General features: G+C 67.1%; 20 protein-coding genes and 1 pseudogene. 20 read left to right on the top strand and 1 reads right to left on the bottom strand.

Annotated elements, in window-relative coordinates:
• The first annotated feature begins 53 nt into the window (after window positions 1-53).
• From B5D37_RS01295 to B5D37_RS01235, 14 genes are all read left to right on the top strand, one after another.
• Window positions 54-563 carry a MerR family DNA-binding protein gene (locus B5D37_RS01295; RefSeq protein WP_078756894.1) on the top strand — a complete coding sequence of 170 codons (510 nt, stop codon included), beginning with the start codon at window positions 54-56 and terminating at the stop codon, window positions 561-563.
• The gene (locus B5D37_RS15135) at window positions 560-826 is read left to right on the top strand and encodes a DUF2933 domain-containing protein (RefSeq protein WP_078756893.1); all 267 of its coding nucleotides are present in this window, start codon (window positions 560-562) and stop codon (window positions 824-826) included. The genes B5D37_RS01295 and B5D37_RS15135 overlap by 4 nt, the downstream gene beginning before the upstream one ends.
• An 81-nt stretch (window positions 827-907) precedes the next feature.
• Entirely contained in the window at window positions 908-2,293 is a 1,386-nt protein-coding gene (locus tag B5D37_RS01285) for an MBL fold metallo-hydrolase RNA specificity domain-containing protein (RefSeq protein ID WP_078756892.1), read from the top strand.
• On the top strand, window positions 2,290-3,807 hold the full coding sequence (locus tag B5D37_RS01280) for a thymidine phosphorylase family protein (RefSeq protein ID WP_078756891.1): 1,518 nt from the start codon (window positions 2,290-2,292) through the stop codon (window positions 3,805-3,807). The genes B5D37_RS01285 and B5D37_RS01280 overlap by 4 nt, the downstream gene beginning before the upstream one ends.
• Window positions 3,804-4,718, top strand: a complete 915-nt coding sequence (locus tag B5D37_RS01275; protein ID WP_078756890.1) for a ribose-phosphate diphosphokinase — start codon at window positions 3,804-3,806, stop codon at window positions 4,716-4,718. The genes B5D37_RS01280 and B5D37_RS01275 overlap by 4 nt, the downstream gene beginning before the upstream one ends.
• Entirely contained in the window at window positions 4,715-6,649 is a 1,935-nt protein-coding gene (locus tag B5D37_RS01270; protein ID WP_234987667.1) for a phosphoketolase family protein, read from the top strand. Before B5D37_RS01275 ends, B5D37_RS01270 begins: the two co-directional genes overlap by 4 nt.
• The gene (locus tag B5D37_RS14990; RefSeq protein WP_234987666.1) at window positions 6,640-7,179 is read left to right on the top strand and encodes a hypothetical protein; all 540 of its coding nucleotides are present in this window, start codon (window positions 6,640-6,642) and stop codon (window positions 7,177-7,179) included. The genes B5D37_RS01270 and B5D37_RS14990 overlap by 10 nt, the downstream gene beginning before the upstream one ends.
• Window positions 7,124-8,794, top strand: a complete 1,671-nt coding sequence (locus B5D37_RS01265; protein WP_234987665.1) for an ABC1 kinase family protein — start codon at window positions 7,124-7,126, stop codon at window positions 8,792-8,794. The genes B5D37_RS14990 and B5D37_RS01265 overlap by 56 nt, the downstream gene beginning before the upstream one ends.
• Window positions 8,795-8,829: 35 nt before the next feature.
• Window positions 8,830-9,312 carry a hypothetical protein gene (locus B5D37_RS01260; RefSeq protein WP_138349939.1) on the top strand — a complete coding sequence of 161 codons (483 nt, stop codon included), beginning with the start codon at window positions 8,830-8,832 and terminating at the stop codon, window positions 9,310-9,312.
• Window positions 9,309-10,166 (top strand): alpha/beta fold hydrolase, encoded by an 858-nt coding sequence (locus B5D37_RS01255; RefSeq protein WP_078756888.1) that lies wholly within the window; start codon window positions 9,309-9,311, stop codon window positions 10,164-10,166. Before B5D37_RS01260 ends, B5D37_RS01255 begins: the two co-directional genes overlap by 4 nt.
• Window positions 10,166-10,786: an MFS transporter gene (locus B5D37_RS01250; RefSeq protein WP_078756887.1), complete on the top strand. Its 621-nt coding sequence runs from the start codon at window positions 10,166-10,168 to the stop codon at window positions 10,784-10,786. Before B5D37_RS01255 ends, B5D37_RS01250 begins: the two co-directional genes overlap by 1 nt.
• A gap of 29 nt (window positions 10,787-10,815) precedes the next feature.
• Window positions 10,816-11,349, top strand: a complete 534-nt coding sequence (locus tag B5D37_RS01245; protein ID WP_159447319.1) for a hypothetical protein — start codon at window positions 10,816-10,818, stop codon at window positions 11,347-11,349.
• 2 nt (window positions 11,350-11,351) lie between these two features.
• Complete coding sequence (cfa, locus tag B5D37_RS01240) at window positions 11,352-12,545, top strand: cyclopropane fatty acyl phospholipid synthase (RefSeq protein WP_268776098.1); 1,194 nt, start codon at window positions 11,352-11,354, stop codon at window positions 12,543-12,545.
• 12 nt (window positions 12,546-12,557) lie between these two features.
• Window positions 12,558-13,205 (top strand): DUF6629 family protein, encoded by a 648-nt coding sequence (locus B5D37_RS01235; protein WP_078756884.1) that lies wholly within the window; start codon window positions 12,558-12,560, stop codon window positions 13,203-13,205.
• Window positions 13,206-13,307: 102 nt separating this feature from the next.
• Here the strand turns inward: B5D37_RS01235 and B5D37_RS15240 are convergent.
• Window positions 13,308-13,466 (bottom strand): annotated as a pseudogene (locus B5D37_RS15240) (IS5/IS1182 family transposase); the annotation flags it as partial.
• Between the two features lie 281 nt (window positions 13,467-13,747).
• Between B5D37_RS15240 and B5D37_RS01230 the strand changes: the two are divergent.
• From B5D37_RS01230 to B5D37_RS01200, 6 genes are all read left to right on the top strand, one after another.
• A complete protein-coding gene (locus tag B5D37_RS01230; RefSeq protein WP_200809168.1) occupies window positions 13,748-14,071 on the top strand; it encodes an NADH-quinone oxidoreductase subunit A in 324 nt (107 codons plus the stop codon).
• Window positions 14,072-14,148: 77 nt separating this feature from the next.
• Window positions 14,149-15,390: a hypothetical protein gene (locus B5D37_RS14885; RefSeq protein WP_200809167.1), complete on the top strand. Its 1,242-nt coding sequence runs from the start codon at window positions 14,149-14,151 to the stop codon at window positions 15,388-15,390.
• Window positions 15,383-16,318: a complex I subunit 1 family protein gene (locus tag B5D37_RS01215; protein ID WP_078756880.1), complete on the top strand. Its 936-nt coding sequence runs from the start codon at window positions 15,383-15,385 to the stop codon at window positions 16,316-16,318. The genes B5D37_RS14885 and B5D37_RS01215 overlap by 8 nt, the downstream gene beginning before the upstream one ends.
• A 3-nt stretch (window positions 16,319-16,321) precedes the next feature.
• The gene (locus B5D37_RS01210; protein ID WP_078756879.1) at window positions 16,322-16,885 is read left to right on the top strand and encodes an NADH-quinone oxidoreductase subunit J; all 564 of its coding nucleotides are present in this window, start codon (window positions 16,322-16,324) and stop codon (window positions 16,883-16,885) included.
• Complete coding sequence (nuoK, locus tag B5D37_RS01205) at window positions 16,882-17,184, top strand: NADH-quinone oxidoreductase subunit NuoK (RefSeq protein ID WP_078756878.1); 303 nt, start codon at window positions 16,882-16,884, stop codon at window positions 17,182-17,184. Before B5D37_RS01210 ends, nuoK begins: the two co-directional genes overlap by 4 nt.
• Complete coding sequence (locus B5D37_RS01200) at window positions 17,181-19,091, top strand: NADH-quinone oxidoreductase subunit 5 family protein (protein ID WP_078756877.1); 1,911 nt, start codon at window positions 17,181-17,183, stop codon at window positions 19,089-19,091. Before nuoK ends, B5D37_RS01200 begins: the two co-directional genes overlap by 4 nt.

Raw genomic sequence — 19,091 nt, 5'->3', positions numbered from 1 at the left:
CTGTGTGCGGGACACAGGTCTAGCCTGATCAGCATCTATCAGGGAGCGCGCCAATGACGGGCAAAGGCGAATCAGCGCCGCCGCTGATGACAGTACGCCAGCTGGTACAGCAGGGCGGCGTCACGGTGCATGTGGTGCGCAACTATCTGCGGCGGGGCCTGCTACAGGCGGCCACCCATACCGAGGGCGGCTACCAGCTGTTCTCAGCCTCGGAGCTCCAGCGCCTGCACTTCATTCGTACGGCGCAGCAGCTCGGCTTCACGCTGGCCGAAATCGAGGAAATCATCCGCCACAGCCTGCAGCGGCATAGTCCCTGCCCGCTTGTGCGGGACATCATCCGGCGCAGGCTCGACGACACCCGCCAACAACTGGACAGGCTGCTGGCCATGCACGAACGGATGGAGCGTGCCATCCACGCTTGGGCCGCGCTGCCGGACTCCATTCCGACGGGCGACGATGTCTGCGCATTGATCGAAGCTGTAGCCGCGGCGGAAGGCGGCAAGTTCGTCAGATCCACCCCGCGACGACTTCTCGGACGCCGCATTCAGGAGAATTTGCCATGACTGCCCCCCGCTCTCCAACTGCGTCGGGGTCCCGACGCTGGGTCTTCTGGATATTCCTCGCGCTGGCTGTCTTCTATCTGGGCGTCGAGCATCGCGCCCACCTCACCGGAACGCTCCGCTGGTTGCCGCTGGCCATCCTGCTGCTGTGCCCGCTCATGCATGTGTTCATGCACAAGGGACATGGCAGTCACGGAGGCCACGGGCAAGACAGAAATGCAGATGCCAAGGGGTCGCCTCGATTCTCGAGCCGCTCGGCGGGGTGAGGACCACCGGCACGTCGTGCAACCCATGTCTCCTTTTCCCGTTTTGATGCCGCGGCACTGCCGCAGTCCCCAGGAGCAACCATGAACAACAAAACAACTCCCACTCTCCAGTTCCTCGGCGCCGCGGGCACCGTCACCGGCTCACGCTACCTGGTCGAGGCCAACGGCCAGCGCGTGCTGGTCGACTGCGGCCTGTTCCAGGGCTACAAGCAACTGCGCGAGCGCAACTGGGCGCCGTTTCCCGTCGAGCCGTCATCGATCGACGCGGTGGTCTTGACCCACGCCCACCTGGACCATTCGGGCTACCTGCCCGCCCTGGTCAAGCAGGGATTCAGCGGACGCATCCATTGCACTCGCGGCAGCGTCGCCCTGTGCGGTCTGCTGCTGCCTGACAGCGGACACCTGCTCGAGGAGCAGGCGAAATACGCCGCGCGCAAGGGCTACTCGAAGCACGCGGAGCCGCGGCCGCTCTATACGGAGGATGACGCCCGCCGCAGCCTGAAGCAGCTCAAGGGGCATGACTACGGTCTCGACATCGAGGTCGCGCCCGGCTTTACGGTCCGCTTCCATCCGGCAGGCCACATCCTGGGCGCCGCCCACGTCAGCATGGACGTCCAGAACCAGCGCCTGCACTTCAGCGGTGACCTGGGGCGGCAGCACGAGTCGCTGATGAATCCGCCGACGCCGCTTCCTGCCTGTGACGTGCTGGTCTGTGAATCGACCTACGGCAACCGGGCCCATGTCGCGATCGATCAGGAGGCCGAGCTCGCGCCGATCATTCGCCGGGTGGCCGCCCGTGGTGGCGTGATCGTCATCCCGGCGTTCGCCGTCGGTCGCGCCCAGGCACTCATGCTTCATATCGCCCGGCTGCGTGAGCGCAATGAGATCCCACGTGTACCGGTCTTTCTCAACAGTCCGATGGCGGTCAACGCCACCGGGCACTACCACGCCCATCACGACGAGCACCATGTCTCGGACGAAGACTGCCAACGGATGTTCGATGTGGCCACTTTCGTCAACACCGTGGAGGAGTCAAAGGCGCTCAACCGACAGCGCGGCCCGATGATCATCATTTCGGCCAGCGGCATGATCACCGGCGGGCGCGTGCTGCACCACATCGAGGCGTTCGGATCAGACGACCGCAACGCAATCCTGCTCGCGGGTTACCAGGCCGGCGGAACACGCGGCGCGGCGCTGGCTGGAGGTGCGCGGACCCTGCGCATGTTCGGCCGCGAGGTCGCCATTCGCGCCGAGGTCGTGCAGTTGCAAGGCTTCTCGGGCCACGCCGATGCCGGCGAGCTCCTGGACTGGATGCGCACTGCGCCTTCCGCGCCGCGCGTGGTGTACCTCACCCACGGCGAGCCCGACGCAGCCGACACGCTGCGCGGGCGGGTGCAGCGTGAACTGGGCTGGCGTGCGCGTGTGCCGGAGCACCTGGAGCGCGTTGAGTTGGAGGATGCGCGGTGACCACGCCGGTCCCAGGCCACACCCGCCTGCGCGTCACCCGTGCCGGCATCGACACCTATCAGCAGCCGGTGGTCTACATGCACCGCGACTGCGAAGTCTGTCGCTCCGAAGGCTTTGCGGCGATGACGCGCGTGAGGCTGGACGTCGGCCCGCGCACGCTGGTGGCGACGCTGAACGTGGTCGTCGACGACAGGCTGGGACTTGACGAGGTGGCGCTGTCGGAGGTCGCGTGGACGCTCCTCGAACCCATGCCGGATGCACTGGCCCGGGTCCGGCACGCGGAACCCGCGGCGTCGGCAGGCGCGCTCCGTGCCAAGGTGTTCGGGGCCCGGCTGGACGACGCGCAGTACCTCGCCCTGGTGCAGGACGTGATGGAAAGCAGGTTGTCGGACCTGGAACTTGCTGCGTTCGTCACGGCCAGCGCTGGCGACCGTCTGGACCAAGCGGAGACGACCGCGCTGACGCGGGCCATGATCGCCGTTGGGCAGCGCCTGGACTGGGGCCAAGGGCCGGTGCTGGACAAACACTGCGTGGGCGGCCTGCCGGGCAATCGCACCACGCCGATCGTGGTGGCCATCGTGGCCGCGCTTGGCTACCGCATTCCGAAGACCTCGTCGCGCGCGATCACGTCGCCGGCGGGCACCGCCGACACGATGGAGGTCATGGCGCCGGTGGCGCTCGATCTGGCGGCGATGCGCCGGGTGGTGGAGCGCGAGGGCGGCTGCATCGTCTGGGGCGGCAACGTGCGCCTGAGCCCGGCTGATGACATCCTGATCCGGGTCCAGCGCCCGCTCGATTTCGACAGCGATGGCCAACTGGTCGCCAGCGTGTTGTCGAAGAAGATCGCCGCTGGTTCAACCCACGTCCTGATCGACATGCCGGTGGGTCCGACCGCCAAGGTGCGTGGCGAGGCCGCGGCCAACAGCCTGGGCACGCGGCTTGAACACACCGCCGCTGCGCTTGGATTGCAGCTGGGGATCCATCGCTCGGACGGCACCCAGCCGGTGGGCCGCGGAATCGGCCCGGCGCTCGAGGCGCACGATGTGCTCAAGGTGCTGCGCAATGCAGCCGATGCACCCGTCGACCTTCGCGAGCGCGCACTGGCGCTGTCCGCGGTGCTGCTCGACATGGCACCGGGCAGCAGCGCCGGCACCGGGCTGCAGCGCGCGCGCAGCGTGCTGGATTCCGGAGCTGCGCTGGCCAAGTTCCTGGCGATCTGCGAGGCCCAGGGAGGCTTCCGCGAACCGCCACGGGCGGCGTTCACCGCCGACGTCCCGGCAACTGCATCGGGCCGCATCGCGGAGATCGACAACCGCAGGCTGGCCAAACTGGCCAAGCTGGCCGGCGCCCCGACATCCCCCACCGCCGGCCTCGAGACCGGTCTGCGGATCGGCGATACGGTCGAGCGGGGACAGCCCATGATGACCCTGCATGCGGAGTCGCCGGGAGAACTGGCCTACGCCCTGGAGCACGCCGCGACGCTGCAACCCTTTGTGCTTGGAGAGGTTCCATGACCCGTGTGCTGATGCCCTTCCCGGCCGATGCAGTGTTGGCCGGCACCATCAACCAGCCCCTGCAGGCGCGCATTGCATCCGTGGCTTGGCGGCACTTCCCAGATGGCGAATCGCTGGTCACCCTGGACGACGCACTGGCCGGAGCCGATGTGGCGCTCTTGGCCAGCCTGCGCAACGCCGATGCCATGGCCCTCCCGCTGCGCTTCGCTGCCCAGACGGCCCGCGAGTTCGGGGCGCGCTCGGTCGGCTTGATCGCACCGTACCTGGGGTACATGCGCCAGGACACTCGTTTCAATCCAGGGGAGGCGGTCAGTACGCCACTGTTCGCGCAGTTCCTCGAAGAGGCCTTCGACTGGCTGGTAACCGTGGACCCGCACCTGCACCGTGTCGAGCGCCTGCAGTCGCTGTACCGGATCCCGACGACCCACGTGTCGGCGACGCCAGCCGTGGCCCGCTGGATCGCAGAGACGGTCCCCGACGCGGTGCTGATCGGACCCGACAGCGAGAGTGAACAATGGGTCGCCGACATTGCGGCCCGGTGCGGCATGCCCTACCAGGTGCTGGCCAAGGAACGGCATGGCGACTACGACGTGCGCGTGAGCCTGCCCGACCCGCAGGCGGTATCCGGCCGGACCCCGGTCCTGATCGACGACATCGTGTCGTCCGGCAACACGATCCTGGAAACCCTCGCACACCTGCGTCGATTGTCGCTGCCACCGCCGTTGCTGGTCGCGATCCATCCGGTGTTCGCCGGCGATGCCTATACCCGTCTGCAGGAAGCGGGCCTGGCCCGCATCGTGAGCACCGACACCATTGCCCACCCGTCCAATGCGATCGCGCTGGGTGCGGACCTCGCCGCCGCGTCATCGAGCCTGATGACCGCTTCGACCGATTCCACGGAGGACCCATGAACCTGCATCTCAACTGCTGCACCGCCGACCAGCTGTCAGCCGCCGAGCGCCAGCGGATCCTTGAACTCGCCGACGCCCACCGGCAGGCCGATCCCGCGTTCGCCCACTGGGCGGCCGGCTACGGGGTGATCCGACATGACCCGCTCACCCAGCTCCGCGTGCGCCAGATGGTGGCCGAGCTGGTAGCTCTGGGCCGCACGCCCGATGCGGGTACCGCCTGGCAGCGATTCGCCGCGGCCGACCGCGTTACCAGCGCCGGCATGTGGCTGGTGGCGCACATGACCTACAGCCAGCGCGTCCGTACCGACGGTGCGGCCCTCGAGTCTGATGACTTCAAGATCACGCCCGAAGGCCACACCGGCGGGTCCCTCAACATGGTGCCCGCCTATGCCGGCTACCTGCTGATGGACGCCCTGGATGGCGTCACCCGCGCGTGGATGATGGGTCAGGGGCACTGCGTGGCGGCGATCGACGCGCTGAACCTGCTGGTTGGCAACATGACGGCCCGGCACGCCGAACGTTACGACCGCTCCGACGCGGGGCTGAGCCGGTTCGTCGGCGACTTCTACGCCTACACCCTCAATCCGGACGGAACGCCGGCGTCGCCCCTGGGCTCCCACGTCAATGCGCACACCGCCGGGGGCGTGATGGAAGGCGGCTATCTCGGCTTTGCCGAGCTGCAGTACGTGCATGCGCCGCTCAAGGACGAACGCCTGGTGGCATTCCTCAGCGACGGTGCGTTCGAGGAACAGCGTGGCAGCGACTGGGCGCCGCGCTGGTGGCGTGCCGAGGACAGCGGGCTGGTCAGCCCGATCATCATCCTCAACGGGCGGCGCATCGAACAGCGCAGCCAGATCACCCAGCAGGGCGGCGAGCGGTGGCTGGACCGGCACCTGCGATTGAACGGCTTTGACCCGATCGCGCTGGACGGGCGCGATCCGGCCAGCATCGCCTGGGGCATCCATGTGATGGAGTCGCGCCTGCAAGCTGGCGCGGAAGTCCCCGATATCGACGTGCGGTTGCCCTATGGCATCGCCGAAACCGTGAAGGGCTTCGGCTTCCCCGGCGCCGGGACCAACGCCTCGCACAACCTGCCCTTGCCCGGGAATCCGGCGAAGGATGCCGAGGCACGCGCGCTGTTCAATGGAGGCGCCGCGGCGCTGTTTGTGGCCGCGTCCGAGCTCGAGGAGGCCATTGCCGCACTCAACAGCCACGATGACCAGCAGCGGGTTCGCGAGCGCGACCACGCGCTGGCCGATCGCCAGGTGGACCCGCCCCGCATTCCAGCGATTGCCGACCGCGGCGCCGGCGGCGAGAGCTCGCCGATGACCGCGCTCGACGAGCAGTTCGTCGCCATCGCCGAAGCGAACCCCGGACTGCGCGTGCGCGTGGGCAATCCCGACGAGCTGCGCAGCAACAAGCTCGACCGCACCCTGGACGCGATGAAGCACCGGGTGCACGAGCCCGAGCCCGGCGTTGCCGAATCACCGACCGGGGCAGTCATCACCGCGCTCAACGAGGAGGCCGTGGTCTGCGCCGCGCTCGGCAACAAGGGTGGGCTGAACCTGGTGGTCACCTACGAGGCGTTCGCACCGAAGATGCTCGGCGCCGTGCGCCAGGAGTTGATCTTCGCCCGACATCAGGCCCAGGCGGGACGTCCGCCCGGCTGGCTGGGCGTGCCGCTGGTCCTGACTTCCCACACATGGGAGAACGCGAAGAACGAACAGTCCCACCAGGATCCGACCATGGCCGAGGCGCTTCTGGGCGAAATGGCCGACATCTCGCGCGTGGTGTTTCCTCCTGACGCCAATGGCGCTGCCGCAGCCCTTGCCCACGCCTACGCGCAACGCGGCACGGTCACCGCCCTCGTGGTCCCGAAGCGGCCGGTGCCTCACGAGCTGACGCCACAGCAGGCCAGTCGTTGGCCGTGACCGGCGCGACCTGCCTGGCCGGCGATCCGGCGACGGCGGCGATCCTGCTGGTCGCCACGGGCGCTTACCAGTTGCAGGAAGTGCGTCGTGCGCAGACGCGTCTCGTCGAACGGGGTGTGTCGGCAGCGATCCTCTATCTCGGCGAGCCCGGCCGGTTCCGCGCGCCACGCGATCCGAAGGAAGCGCAGTACGTGCACTCCGACAGCGAAGTCCATGCGCTGTTCCCGGCGGAGCGGCCGCGTGTATTCGTCACCCACACCCGGCCCGAGCCTTTCCTAGGGGCCCTGCGTCGGCTCGACACCGGTCCCGCAACGACCGCGGCGCTGGGCTTCGTCAACCGCGGCGGCACGCTGGACGTGCCAGGACTGCTGTTTGCCAACCGCAGCACCTGGGCGCACGTGGTCGATGCGGCTGCAAGCGTCCTCGGCGAGTCCCGTGGCAACCTGTTGACCGAGGCGGAGCTGGCGGCAGTGGATGGCCAAGGCGATCCGGCCACCATCCTGCGCCCAGCAACGGGCCCGGCATCGTGAGCCGGCCGGCCAGGGCCGCGCGCTGATGGCGGGCACGGTGCGGCGCGGAGGGCAGATCGCCTGGGCCGGACTGAAGCTCGGGGCCGCCGTGCTGCGCCTGCGCCGGCGCGCACCCGAACGGCTTCCCGCGTACGTCAGCGCCACCTTGGTCGGGCTGGGCACCACCTTCGTCAAGCTGGGCCAAGGTTTGAGCCTGCGTTGGGACCTACTGCCGGTGCCCTATCGCGAGGCGCTTGCGCGGTTGCACAGTGACGTGCCGGCGTTTCCTGCAGACCAGGCCAGGCGCATGGTCGAACAGGCGTTCGGCGCACCGGTCGAAGAGCTCTTCGCCAGCTTCGATGACAAGCCGCTGGCCGCGGCTTCAGTGGCCCAGATCCATCCGGCACGTATGCATGATGGTCGCGACGTGGTCGTCAAGATCACCCGCCCCGGGATCCATGCCCAGGTGCAGGCCGACCTGCGGCTCCTGCGGCGCACAATGCGCGTGGCCCAGTGGATCTGGCCGCCACTCAAGCGACACCGCCCGCTCGAACTCGTAGACGAACTGGGCGCATTCCTGCGCGACGAGATCGACATGCGCCACGAGGCGCAGAACATGCGGCGCATGGCCAAGGTGCTTGATGCCCTGCCCGGCATCACCCAGCCACACGTCGTCGAGCCGTACGCCACCCGCGACGTGCTGGTCCAGGATCGAAGCCACGGCATCCGCCTGGACGCCGCCTATGGGACAGCGGCCGCTCCCGCGATGGCGAGCGCGCTGCTCGATGCCTACGTGCATCAGCTCTTCGGCGCCGGCGTGTTCCATGCCGACCCGCACCCGGGGAACCTGTTCTTCTTCGACGACGGTCGCCTGTGCCTGCACGACTTCGGCTCGATCGGCGTGCTCGACCCGGCATCCCGCCTCGCGCTTGGCGGCATGGTCGAGGCCATCGCGGCCGACGACGCCGAGGGCGTGCTGGATGCGGCAATCGCCTTGGGTTTCTTCCCGCCACAGGTCGAGCGACGCTCACATGTGCGAGAGATCCACCTGATCCTGGCCGAGATGGCCAGCCGCCCGCTGGCGGAATGGTCCATTGCCGAGGCGATCTGGCGCGTGGCACGCATTGGGCAGGGCGCTGGCTTCCGGCTACCCGCCCACCTGTTGGCCCTGATCCGCACGTTGTTCTTGGTCGAGAACACGCTGCGGGCACTGGATCCGGACATGGACCTGCTGGGCACGCTGTCGGCGCAGGCAGCCGACGTCATGGCGATCGTCGACGCCAGCCGCCCCGCGCGCCGTCCGCTGGCGATGCGGCTGGCACGCACCGCCCGCCAGCTGCCGCAGATCGCCACCGACCTGTTGCGACAGGCACAGCTGAGTGACGGACGACCCGCGTTCTCGGTGCACCACCACGGCCTGGCTCCCACGCACGAGGCGCTTGCGCGCACCGGCAACCGGCTGGCGCTGGCCCTGGTGACCTTGGGCCTGTACGTGAGCGGCTCCCTGCTCGCCCTGCACAGCACCGGTCCGCTGCTGGCCGGACATCTGCCATGGCTGTCCGTCATCGCGTTCGCCGGCGCAGCGCTCCTGTCGCTGCGGCTCGTCGTTGCCATAGGGCGATCAGGCCACCTGTAAGCGCAACAACGCCACTGATGTCCGGAGGAACCGCCATGAAACGTCGCCTTGTCCTGTCCCTCGTCGGCATGCTGTCCCTGGCCGTCGGCAGCGCGTCCGCCACCGAGGCGCCCATGGCGGGTCCAGTCCAGCATATCGATGGATACACGCTGTATTTCGGCATGGTGCCCAGCGCGATTGCTGCGCCCTCGATCGGAACCCACAGCCCCGGTCCGCGCGACGCGCACGGATTGCCGCGCGGGGACTATGCGCGCGAACATCACCTGCTGGTCGTCGTCGAGCGCATGCGCGACGGGGTGCGTCCGACAAACGTGCAGGTCGTGGCGACCGTGCCGATCGCCGGGCAGACGATAAGTCGCACGCTCGGGGCGATGTCGATCAACGGCTCGATGAGCCACGGCGCCGTGTTCGTACTCGCGGGCCCGGGGCGCTACGTCTTCACCACCACCGTGCGCGTGCCTGGCGAGCCCGAACTGATCGTCGCCCGCTTCTCCTATACGCTGGCGCACAATCCATGACCACGCTGCCAGGCTTTGCCGACCCGGCACATCCCGGTTTTCCCGAACGCCTGCATGTGGAGTCTCTCGGCCGGGGGTCGCTACGGGTGACGTTCCTGCCGGGCCTGGGTGGCACCACGCGCTACTGGACCTCGACGCCGGTGGCACCGGCGTTCCGGCATGCGCAGACCGAGCTGGTCGATCTCTACGGGTTCGGGCACTCGCCCCGGCCCTGGTGCCGCTACACGGTAGAGCGGCACGTCGACGCGCTCGCACGCACCCTCCAGGCCGGCCCGCCGCGGGTCCTCGTCGGCCATTCGCTCGGCGCGGCGCTGGCGCTCGCCCTGGCCGCGCGCCACCCCGACCGGGTCCAGGCGCTGTGCTTGTTCAGCCTGCCCGACTACGGCTCGCGCGCTGGCGCGATCGAATGGTTCGCCAGCCAGCGCGGTGGCTGGGTGTACACGAACATGCTGGCGACCGCGCTCGCGTGCCTGGTCACTCGCCGCGTGGCGGGCCGTTGGCTGCCTTATCTGGTGCAAAACGTTCCGCCCGAGGTCGCGAGCGACCTGGTGTTGCACAACATGGCCTCGTCCACGACATCGCTGTGGGAGGTGCTCTACCGGCACGACGTGCGGGCCGACGCTGCCGCTCTGCCACCGGACCTGCCGGTAGCGTGTGTGCACGGCCTGCATGACGCGACGGCACCGCTTGCGCGCGTGAGCGAGCTGGCGGCTCGTTTCCCGCTCTGGCGCCATGTGACGGTGGATGCCGACCATCATCCGTGGCTGCGCGATCCGGGCGCCTGCCATGGGGTAGTCGACGCACTCTGCGAGGCGGTTCAGCCCCACGCCATCCGCGCCGAGGCGATCGGGTGATGGCCGGACGCGAACCCGTTGGCATCGCGAGCGCGAGGCCGGGGTTGGCGGCGAGCGCAGCGATCGCGCTCGCCTACGGTGCGGTGCTGCCGGTCCTGCCCACGGTGGTGGCTTCGTCGCCTTCGCCGGCGCGCGCGATCGCCGAGTTGATGGCCGTCTACAGCGCCGCCATGGTGGTGACGGCGCCGATCTGGGTACTGGTCTGTCGCCAACTTCCGGCACACCTGCTCGTGCGCCTCAGCCTGCTCGGCCAGGCCGCGGCGATGATCATGCTCCTCTGGTCTTCGGAAACGACGATGCTGCTGTTGGCGCGCGGCCTGCAGGGCATCTTCGCAGGTGCCGCACTCCCCGCCCTGCAGACCGCCGCTTCGCGCGCCGCTGGCAGCGAGGGCGACCGCTCGCAGCGCCTGTCGGACCTGACCCGCGCCGCGCTGGTCGGCGGCCTGCTTGGCCCCGGCGTGGGGGGGGCGCGGCGCCCGACGACAGCCTGGTCGGCCCGGTCCTCGTCGGCGTTGCCGTGCTCGTGCTTGCAGCCGCAGCGCAGCGGCCGGCGACCGGGTCCTCCACCATTGTCGTGGCCGGCCCGGGTTCGCCACGCGATCGCGACGTCGTCGTCCTGATTCTGCTGGCTGCCCTGGCGGCTGCGGCAATGAGCGTTTACGAGGTGGGGCTCGCGACGCAGGGGCGCTTGGTGGATGGCCTGTCGGCACGCGCGCTCGGCTTCATGTTCACGGGCTGCGGGGTGGTGATGCTGCTCAGCCAGTCGCTCGTCTTCCGCCCGCGACACGACCCGTTGCGCGCATTCGCCTGGGTGGCGCCCTCCTTCGTCGCCACCGCTGCCGGCCTCGCGTTGCTCGCCTGGCTCGGGGGCCGGTGGCCGAGTGCGCTCGGCCTGGTCCTTGTGGCGGCAGGTGGCGGCGTGCTGCAGCCGGCGCTCGTCTACTGGACCTCCCGCGCCGCGGGGCCCGCCGAGGCCACCGGTCTGGGGTGGCGCGCTTCGTTCACGAGTGCCGGCCAGGCGCTTGGCAGTCTTGCCGGCGGTTTCGCTTTCGCTGCGACCCTTGTGGGAAAGATCGCGCTGGCCACCCTCCTCTTGACCCTGCTTGCCGCGGCCATGCTCGCGCTCGCACGACGCCGCGCACCGGCCGGGCTTCCACTTTCCGTATCGACTCAGGAGCGATGACCGTGTCCCAGACCACTCTCCCTGCTGCCGACCGCGCTGCGCCGCCCGGTAACGTCCCCCAAGCTACGCCGCCGACGCGCCGGCCGGTCCCTGGCCAAGCGGCCGTCGCCACTGTCCTTGCACGCGCCGACGTGCTTGTCGACGGGCCGCGCTCCTGGGACATGCGCGTGCACGATCCCGGGGTGTTTCCCCGCCTGCTGCGGAACGGCTCGCTCGCACTCGGCGAAACCTACATAGATGGTGCCTGGGACTGCGAGGCGCTGGACCAGATGCTCACGCGCCTGCTGCGTGCGCGGCTGGATGAAGCCGTCATCGGCTGGGCCGACCGCTGGGACGCCCTGCGTGCGCGGCTGTTCAATCGCCAGCGCGGCCGGCGCGCCTTCGAGGTCGGCGAGCGCCATTACGACCTGGGCAACGATCTCTACCGCGCCATGCTCGGCGCGCGCCTGGTCTACAGCTGCGCGTACTGGAGCGAGGCGACCGAGCTCGACGCCGCACAGGTCGCCAAGCTCGACCTGATCGCGCGCAAGCTGCAGCTCGCGCCGGGCATGCGTGTGCTCGACATCGGCTGCGGCTGGGGCGAGGCCCTGCGCCACTTCGCCGAGCACTACGGCGTCAGCGGTGTGGGCCTGACCATCTCCAGGGAGCAGGCGGACTTCGCGCGCGAGCGTTGTGCCGGGTTTCCCGTCGAGATCCGCGTGCAGGACTACCACGATGTGGGAGGCGAGTTCGACCGAGTGTTTTCCGTCGGCATGTTCGAGCACGTGGGCGTACGCAACTACCGCGCCTACTTCGAAACCGTGCACCGCTGCCTGCGGCCGCATGGCCTCACGCTGCTGCACACGATCGGCACCAACCGGTCGACCGACCGCACCGACCCATGGATCGAGCGCTACATCTTTCCCAATTCGATGCTGCCCTCAGCGGCTCAGATAACGGCCGCGAGCGAGGGTCTGTTCGTGCACGAGGATTGGCACAACTTCGGTGCCGACTACGATCGAACGCTGCAGGCCTGGCGCCGCAACATCGAAGCTGCCTGGTCACGGTCGCCGGCCCGCTACGACGAACGTTTCCGCCGCATGTGGCGCTATTACCTGCACGCCAGCATGGCCGCGTTCCGCAGCCGCAACGCGCAACTCTGGCAGCTTGTCCTTTCCCGCGACGGCGTGCCAGGCGGCTACGTCGCACCCCGCTGACAGGAGGTCACCATGTGCTTTTCCGCCACGGCCAGTTTCACCGCCAGCGTCGCACTCACCGGCATCGGCGTGCTTGCGCTGCGGGCCGCGCACACGCCCGGCGAACGCATGTTCGCCCTGATCCCGCTCCTGTTCGCTGCCCAGCAGGCGACGGAAGGCCTGGTATGGATGAGTTACCCGTGGGACGCACCCACCCTGCGCGCCTGGGCAACACAGGTCTATTCGGTCTTCTCCCACCTGGTCTGGCCCGTCTTCATCCCCTGGGCGGTGCGTGCACTGGAGCCTGTGCCGTGGCGGCGCCACGTGTTGGCGCTGCTTGGTGTCGCGGGCTTTCTGAGCGCCCTGTTCCTGCTCTTCGGCATGGTCGCCACGCCGATCGAGGTGGTCCCCACCGGAGGCCACCTCGCGTACCGATCGCCACACTTCTTCCTGCCGATATCGCTGACGCTGTACCTTGCCGCGACGACGGTCGGGCTGGGCATGTCGAGCCAGCCGGTGATCCGCTGGTTCGGCGTGCTGGCACTGGCATCGGCGGGGTTCACCTATCTGGTGTATGCGCGCTGGTTCATCTCGGTCTGGTGCTTCTATGCCGCCTTGCTCAGCGTCATGGTCTACATCGCGCTCACGTCGCGCCGGACCGCGGCTCGCTATGCAACCTGACTTCTATTACCGCAGCTTCTTTGTCAACGATGAGCTCAATCCATTGGCGTTTCACCGTTTCAGGTGGACGATTCTCCGGCATGTACGGCCGGCGGATAGAGATCCAGGCCGCCCAGATGGAAATAGATGGCGTCGCGGACACTGCGACTCGATCAGCGCCAGCAACGCCTTTCACCGCACCACGTGCTCCATCTCCGCCAGAAAGATCTCCCGGCCCGTGCGCTCGCGCTTGCCAATGCCATCGGCGTCACCAAACGTCAGCTGCGTGAATCGTCATCCACATCAGGTTGCGCTATTGTCGCGCGAAACAGAGGCGTTGTTCAGAGCTTCCTTAACCGCCCCAAATATCACGTGGAAGGGATCTGCATCACCATGGCCGAGACCCACGACTTCATCGTTCCGGGGATAACGCGCGGTCATTGTCAGACGCCAGTGCACCTGGGCATGACTCGCGCAGGTTCACCTCTCCCGATGACAAGTGACAGATTTCGTTTTCTCGACCACAGGGAAAGGTGACTGTAATGTACTCCGGGATTATAGCCATGGCACTGCTGGCGATCTTCGCTGTAGTGTTCCTCTACGCGCTTCACCGGGCACTCAGCGTGGAGCCTGAACCACTGACTGTGCTTCCTGCCCAGTCGGGGTGGTTGCCCCAGGAGCACGCGCTATCCCGGTTCCATGCGCGCTGGTACCTCGCTTCGATCGTCTTCCTCGCCTTCGACGTGGAGATGTTGTTCATGTATCCGTGGGCGGTGGTTGTAGCCGAGGTAGGGGTCTCTGCGGTGGTGGAGATGTTTCTGTTTCTCGGAGCCCTGCTCGTCGCGGTGGCGTGGGCCTGGCGGGAGGGAGCCTTCCGGTGGGCTTGACCAGGACTTTTGCGAGTCTGGCGGTTCGCGCAACCCGGGTCCTCGTCGTTGAGGTCCCGGGCCATTGGTTCACGCGGGTGGAACTCGAACAACAACTGTCGCGCCGTGGTTGGCGTCGGGCATCGACGGCTGCAGATGCGGACGTGCTCGCGGTCTGTGGTGTGCCCGGCCTTGATCTCGCACAAATAGTCGACCGTCTGTGGGATCAGATGCCCGGCCCCCGGGTCCGTATCGACGCGACCTCACCCAGAGAGGTGGGTTCCGCTCTGGACGAGGCCGCGACTCTTCTTGTCGACACCCCGTATCACCGCACGGACGCCAAGGAGCGGGCAAAGAGACCTCAGATTCCCGAAGACCATGATCAGATGGGCGATAAGGGTCATGGGCAGATGGGCCACGAAGACCATGATCAGATGGATCATGAGTGTCATGATCAGATGGACCATAGCGGCCACGACCCGATGAACCACGAGAGTCATGATCAGATGGACCATGGCGGCCACGATCAGACGAGTCACGAAGGCCTTGGCCATATGGACCATGGCGGCCACGACCAGACGAGTCACGAAGGCCATGGTCATATGGACCACGAGACTCATGGTCAGATGGACCATGGCGGTCACGGCGGTCATCACGGGATGGACATGGCTCCGGAGGGGATTCCTCTGGCGCAGGGTGGACAGGGCCGGGACGGCCTTCAGATGGATGTACTGCACCTGCCGCTCGGTCCCGTGCTTCCGTTCTGGCCGGCCGGACTGGTGCTGCATTGTTCTCTTCAGGGTGATGTTGTCGTCGATGCAGTGACCGCTGTCGTTGCGGGACACAATGGTGGGGGCCGAGCACATGGCTCCCAGCCTGACCTGGCAACTGCCGTGCTGTCGGACGACGTCATGTCGCTGCTGGCCCTGGCTGGGGCTGATGACCTGGCTGCCCGGGCCAGTGTGGTTAGAGACGCTCTAGTGCGTGGGGATCGGGCTGCTGCCCGGGACAGCGCCGTGCGGTTACAGCGCAAGATTCGGAGATCTTTGTTGCTGCGCTGGTTTCTACGGGGGGTGCTGGTACTCGATCAGTCCGATCTGGAACACCATGACTTGCCGGAAAGTTATCGGGGCGACGCCTATGACAGGTTGTTGTCGATGGTTGAACGGGTCCAGGCCGGGGTGGGCGGCGGGAGTCTGGTTTCAGAGCAGGATGGGGCTGTTCCGTGGGAGACGTTGCCGAAACTGATTACGGGGTTGGAGCTGGGTACTGTGCGACTGGCCGTAGCAAGTTTGAATCCAGGGGCGTTCCAGACCAGCCAGGAGGTGCGGCATGCCTGAAGAAACGGTGGTGGTCGTGCCCGCTGTGTGGGCAGTACTTGCCGCGTTCATCTTGTTCGGTCTGGCTTTCTTCGCGGTGGCTCTTGATGCGGTCCTGTCAGCCCGGGCCCAGGGCGGCAGCGGTGGGTGGTCCGCGCCCTTGAGCGGCACTGCCCGGCTGTTGCGACAGCGTCGGCGCAAGACCGTGGCGGCGGATGTCCTGCTGTGGCGGGTGGGCGGCGCTGGAATGTTTATGGGTGCGTTCTTGATGGTCGCGGTGATTCCGTTGGGCCAGTGGACACTGTTCGATCTCGATGTCGGTGTTGTCTGGTTCAACGCCGTCGATATAGCGGTCTGGGCGTTGGTGTGGCTGATGGGGTGGGGAGCGAATTCAACGCACAGTCTGGTAGGGGGCTACAGATTCCTGGCTCACGGGATGGCCTACGAGCTGCCGTTGATGTTCGCCCTGGTGGCCCCAGCAATCGCTGCTGGCAGTCTCGCCGTCGGGGACATCGCTGCCGCGCAAGAGGGCCTGTGGTTTGTGGTGTGGATGCCGGTGGCGTTTCTTGTCTTCTTGATCGGCGTGACTGGATTTTCCGTGTGGGGTCCGTTCGCCTCAGCTCTGTCTGCGGACATCGCTGGTGGGGTACGAGCCGAGCTTTCGGCGGTGGACCGCCTGGTATTCGAGGCCGGCCGATACATGTTCCTTGCCGCCGGGGCTGCGTTCTCGGTGCCACTCTTCCTGGGTGGGGGCTCAGGGCCGTGGTTGCCAGGCTGGGCCTGGGTGCTGATCAAGACTGTCGCGGTGTTGGCCGTGCTGGTGTGGCTGCGCCGAAAGATTCCCTTGGCGCGCCCGGATCGGTTCATGGAAATCGGATGGGTAATCCTGCTCCCCGCTGCCGTGGCTCAGGACCTGGTCGTTTCTCTGGTCGTCCTCTGGGAAGGTTGAAACATGTTTATCGGCATCACGTTCTGGGTGCTTGCTGTGGTTGCTGTCGGCGCGGGTGCGTTGGTGTTCGTGGTGGACTCCATGGCTCGAGCGACGTATGCGTTGGCGGTGTCATTCCTTGCCGTGGGTGTGCAGATCCTCCTGCTTCAGCAAAGTTATCTTGGTGTGATCACGATCCTGATGATGGTTATGGAAATGGCTGTGATGGCTGTCTTTATGGTGATGTTCATGGGTATGAATCCGGCGCTGATGCCGATGGATATGACCCATGGGAAGAAGACAGCCATCGGCGTTTCGGTCGGTGTTTTCGTGCTGCTGGCAGGCGGTGCCTTGCTTATCCCGTGGCCGACTCGCCGCGGCGGACCGCCGGACGATGTCACATACGCACTCGGCTTGGCGATCATGGGCGACAAGATGCTGGTCATGGCTGTGGTGGCCCCCGTCATGGTCGCAACCATCGTCGCCGGAGTGGTCCTCGCCGCCCACCGCAGCCGTTATGACCGATTCGGTGACGACTTGCGTCGGCGACCTGCAGACGATCCCCAGCCGGGGGGTGTGGGCCGATGACACTGGAAGGTGTGTTGGTGATCGCCGCAGCCTTGTTCTCGGTGGGTCTTTACGGGGCCTTGTCTCAGCAGGTCGTCGTCATGGTGATGATGGGACTGGAGTTGATGATCAACGGGGTGTTGCTGGCTGCCGCCGGGTTCTGGTGGTTTCTGGCCCCGGACCCGTCTGGACAGGTTCTGCTGCTGGTGATATTGGCCGTGATGACGGTCGAGATGGCCATGGGCTTTGCCGTGGCCACGCTATTGCACCGCCGACGGCAGACAGACATGACCGATAATGCCCAAGAGCTGGCCGGATGACCGGGGCCCAAATCGCACTCCTGGCCATGATTGTGCTTCCGGCCGCCGCGGGCGCTGTGCTCGTCCTGACCCGGACACGCCGGTTCGCGATCCCGATCGCGCTCATGACTGCAGGGCTGACGACTGTCCTGGCTTTGGGCAATGCGCTGGCGCGGCCTGCGGTGTCGTACCCGTTCGTGGCCGGGGCCGACTTCGCGTTGGAAATCGACGCTCTCGCGGCGTTAACCGTGCCGATGGTCGCCGCAGTGACCTTCCTGGTACTGGTGTTCGCGGCCGGAAACATACGGCAGTCACACGCCCGTTTCCACGGGCTGATGCTGATTTTCTCCGCAGCTGCGCTGGCAACCGCATCGGCCGCCAGCCTGCCTGCACTGTTGTTCGCCTGGGAGCTAATGGGGGCGACCTCGTATGCCTTGATCGGGTTCTGGTGGCGGGACTCCGACCAGGTTTCGGCAGGACTGACTGCCTTTATCACGACTCGCACTGCTGACCTGGGCCTCTACGTCGCTGCCGGTGCCGCGCTGGCCGGTGGGGCGGGCATGGCGTTGGCCGATCTGCCAGCCGCACAGGGCCCGTGGGGACACGTCGCCGCGGCCGGGATCCTGGTGGCGGCTCTGGGCAAAGCTGGACAGCTGCCCTTCTCTTTCTGGCTTTCCGGGGCGATGAAGGGTCCCAGCCCGGTGAGCGCACTGCTGCACTCGGCAGCGATGGTCGCCATGGGCGGCTACCTGTTGTTGCGTGTCGAGCCGTTGCTGGCCTCGACCGGGTGGGCCGGGCCGGTGACCGCCTGGATCGGTGTGATCACAGCGGTCCTCATGGGGGCTGTCGCGTTGGGACAGCGGGACCTCAAGCAGCTGCTCGCCGCTTCCACGGTTGCCCAGTTGGGCTTCGTGGTGCTTGCCGCCGGTGTGGGCGCCGTGAGTGGAGGTGCCGCCCACCTGGTGGCACACGCCTCGGTCAAGGCGCTGTTGTTCCTGGCGGCCGGTGCGTGGTTGACGGCACTGGGCACCGAAGAGTTCGTGAAATTGCGCGGTGTGGCCCGGCGGTGGCCTGTGACGGGCGTGGCCGCGACCGTGGCTTCATTGGCGTTGGCCGGGGTCGCCCCCTTGTCCTTGTGGGCCACGAAAGACGCAGTGCTCACGGCCACACTCGAATCTTCTCCGTGGCTCTACGCTGTCGGACTGGTGGCCGGAGCGCTGTCGGCAGCCTATTCCGGCAAGATCCTGTGGACGATTTGGCGCCGCAGTGCGCGCGAGAGCGTCGATTCCAATGCCACCGGCACGGTCAGTACCCCGGAACAGGTTCCCCTGTTCGTGCTCGCTGTCGGTGCAGCCTTGCTCGGTGCGCTCGCCCTGCCGCCGTTAAGCGGCATACTGACCGCCGCGATGGGTGGCCACGGTGAAGTCTCTGTCACCGAACTGATTATCTCTGCCGGCGTCGCTGCGGTCGTGGTGCTGCTGATGCGCAGACTCCGTACACCCGAACCCGGGTGGGCTCTCGGGTGGCTGGGGCTGGAGGCGACTGCGCACGCCATCGTTGTCCGTCCGTCGCTGGCCCTGGCCCACGCCCTGGCGTGGTTCGATGACCAAGTTGTAGACCGATCCCTGAACGCCCTGGCCGGGGTAGTGCCTGTATTTGCCAGGAGTGCTGCTCGTGTCGATGACGAAGGGATCGACCGAGGTGTTGAAGTCATCGCCGGGGCAATGCCCGTGATAGCCAGGGGTATGGCCCGTGTCGATGACGAGGGCATCGACCGAGGTGTCGAGGTCATCGCCGGCTGGGTTCGCCGGCTCGGACATCTTGCCCGGGTCCCGCAGACCGGGGCCGTCCACCAGTACTTACTCCAGGCCGTCGTGGTGCTCGCCGTGGGCGTCGTGATCTGGTCCATCTACCTTGTGATTGGATAA

Origin of the sequence: Lysobacter spongiicola DSM 21749 (assembly GCF_900167055.1) — a bacterium.
Classification (GTDB): domain Bacteria; phylum Pseudomonadota; class Gammaproteobacteria; order Xanthomonadales; family Xanthomonadaceae; genus Novilysobacter; species Novilysobacter spongiicola.
Note: the sequence above shows the minus strand (reverse complement) of the source record. Positions and strands in the feature narration are given on the sequence as shown.